General features: G+C 70.6%; 1 protein-coding gene and 1 pseudogene. Both read left to right on the forward strand.

All coding sequences use genetic code 11. The annotated features are described in order from the left end of the window. The first annotated feature begins 70 nt into the window (after positions 1–70). Entirely contained in the window at positions 71–1,405 is a 1,335-nt protein-coding gene (gene gabT, locus EHS43_RS44015) for a 4-aminobutyrate--2-oxoglutarate transaminase (protein ID WP_125195992.1), read from the forward strand. A gap of 134 nt (positions 1,406–1,539) precedes the next feature. Further along, positions 1,540–1,686: pseudogene (locus EHS43_RS48610) on the forward strand (phosphoesterase); the annotation flags it as partial.

The raw sequence follows: 1,686 nt of genomic DNA on the forward strand, positions 1-1,686 counted from the left end.
GCCCTAGCCTGCGAGAAAAGACTGGACAGAGTCCGCGACATCGCCACCCGCAACACCCCAGGAGCCCCTCATGACCGCACTTCCGCAGGAGCGCCGCGTCGTCACCGCCATCCCCGGACCCAAGTCGCAGGAGCTGCAGGCCCGCCGGCTCGCCGCGGTGGCGCAGGGCGTGGGGTCCGTCCTGCCCGTCTTCACGGCGCGTGCGGGCGGCGGGATCATCGAGGACGTCGACGGGAACCGGCTGATCGACTTCGGTTCGGGCATCGCCGTGACGTCCGTGGGCGCCTCCGCCGAGGCCGTCGTGCGCCGGGCCTCCGCCCAGCTCGCCGACTTCACCCACACCTGTTTCATGGTCACCCCGTACGAGGGGTACGTGGAGGTCGCCGAGGCGCTCGCCGAGCTGACCCCGGGCGACCACGCCAAGAAGAGCGCCCTGTTCAACTCCGGCGCCGAGGCCGTGGAGAACGCCGTCAAGATCGCGCGGGCGTACACCAAGCGGCAGGCCGTGGTCGTGTTCGACCACGGCTACCACGGCCGCACCAACCTCACCATGGCCCTGACCGCGAAGAACATGCCGTACAAGCACGGCTTCGGCCCCTTCGCCCCCGAGATCTACCGCGTCCCCGTCGCCTACGGCTACCGCTGGCCCACCGGCCCGGAGAACGCCGGCCCCGAGGCCGCCGCCCAGGCCATCGACCAGATCGCCAAGCAGGTCGGCGCCGAGAACGTCGCCGCGATCATCATCGAGCCCGTCCTCGGCGAGGGCGGCTTCATCGAGCCGGCGAAGGGCTTCCTGCCCGCGATCAGCCGGTTCGCCCAGGACAACGGCATCGTCTTCGTCGCCGACGAGATCCAGTCCGGCTTCTGCCGCACCGGCCAGTGGTTCGCGTGCGAGGACGAGGGCATCGTCCCGGACCTGATCACCACCGCCAAGGGCATCGCCGGCGGTCTGCCGCTCGCCGCCGTCACCGGCCGCGCGGAGATCATGGACGCGGCGCACGCGGGTGGCCTCGGCGGCACCTACGGCGGCAACCCGGTGGCCTGCGCGGGCGCGCTGGGCGCCATCGAGACGATGAGGGAGCTCGACCTCAACGCCCGGGCGAAGGCGATCGAGGCCACGATGAAGGGCCGTCTGTCCGCCATGGCCGACAAGTTCGACGTCATCGGCGACGTCCGCGGCCGGGGCGCCATGATCGCCATCGAGCTCGTCAAGGACCGTACGACCAAGGAGCCGAACCCGGAGGCGACGGCCGCGCTCGCCAAGGCCTGCCACCAGGAGGGGCTGCTGGTCCTGACCTGCGGCACCTACGGCAACGTCCTGCGCTTCCTGCCGCCGCTCGTGATCGGCGAGGACCTGCTGAACGAGGGCCTCGACATCATCGAGCAGGCCTTCACCCGCATCTGACCCGAGCCCCGCAGCCCCGGGATCCCGGGGCTGCGGTGGCGAGAGGCAGAGGGTGTGAAGAAGGTGTGCGAGGTGGTGGTGAGGTTGGGATTCCGCCTGTCGTACGCCGCCGCCCTGCCGTAGGTTCTCAGCAGATGAGAGATACACCCCGCCCACAGGGGACTGTGGGCGACATCAGGCCGGGGCCTCCCCAGCTTCGACCTGGTCGTGCCCTCGCGCACACACATGGAGCCTCTGGCTCCGGATCTCCTCACCGATCGGACAGTCGCCCGCCCCAAACC

Source organism: Streptomyces sp. RP5T (genome assembly GCF_003933965.1).
Taxonomy (GTDB): domain Bacteria; phylum Actinomycetota; class Actinomycetes; order Streptomycetales; family Streptomycetaceae; genus Streptomyces.

Excerpts from the sequence above, each read along its gene's own strand:
- gabT (WP_125195992.1), top strand. The coding sequence starts at position 71 with ATGACCGCACTTCCGCAGGAGCGCCGCGTCGTCACCGCCATCCCCGGA.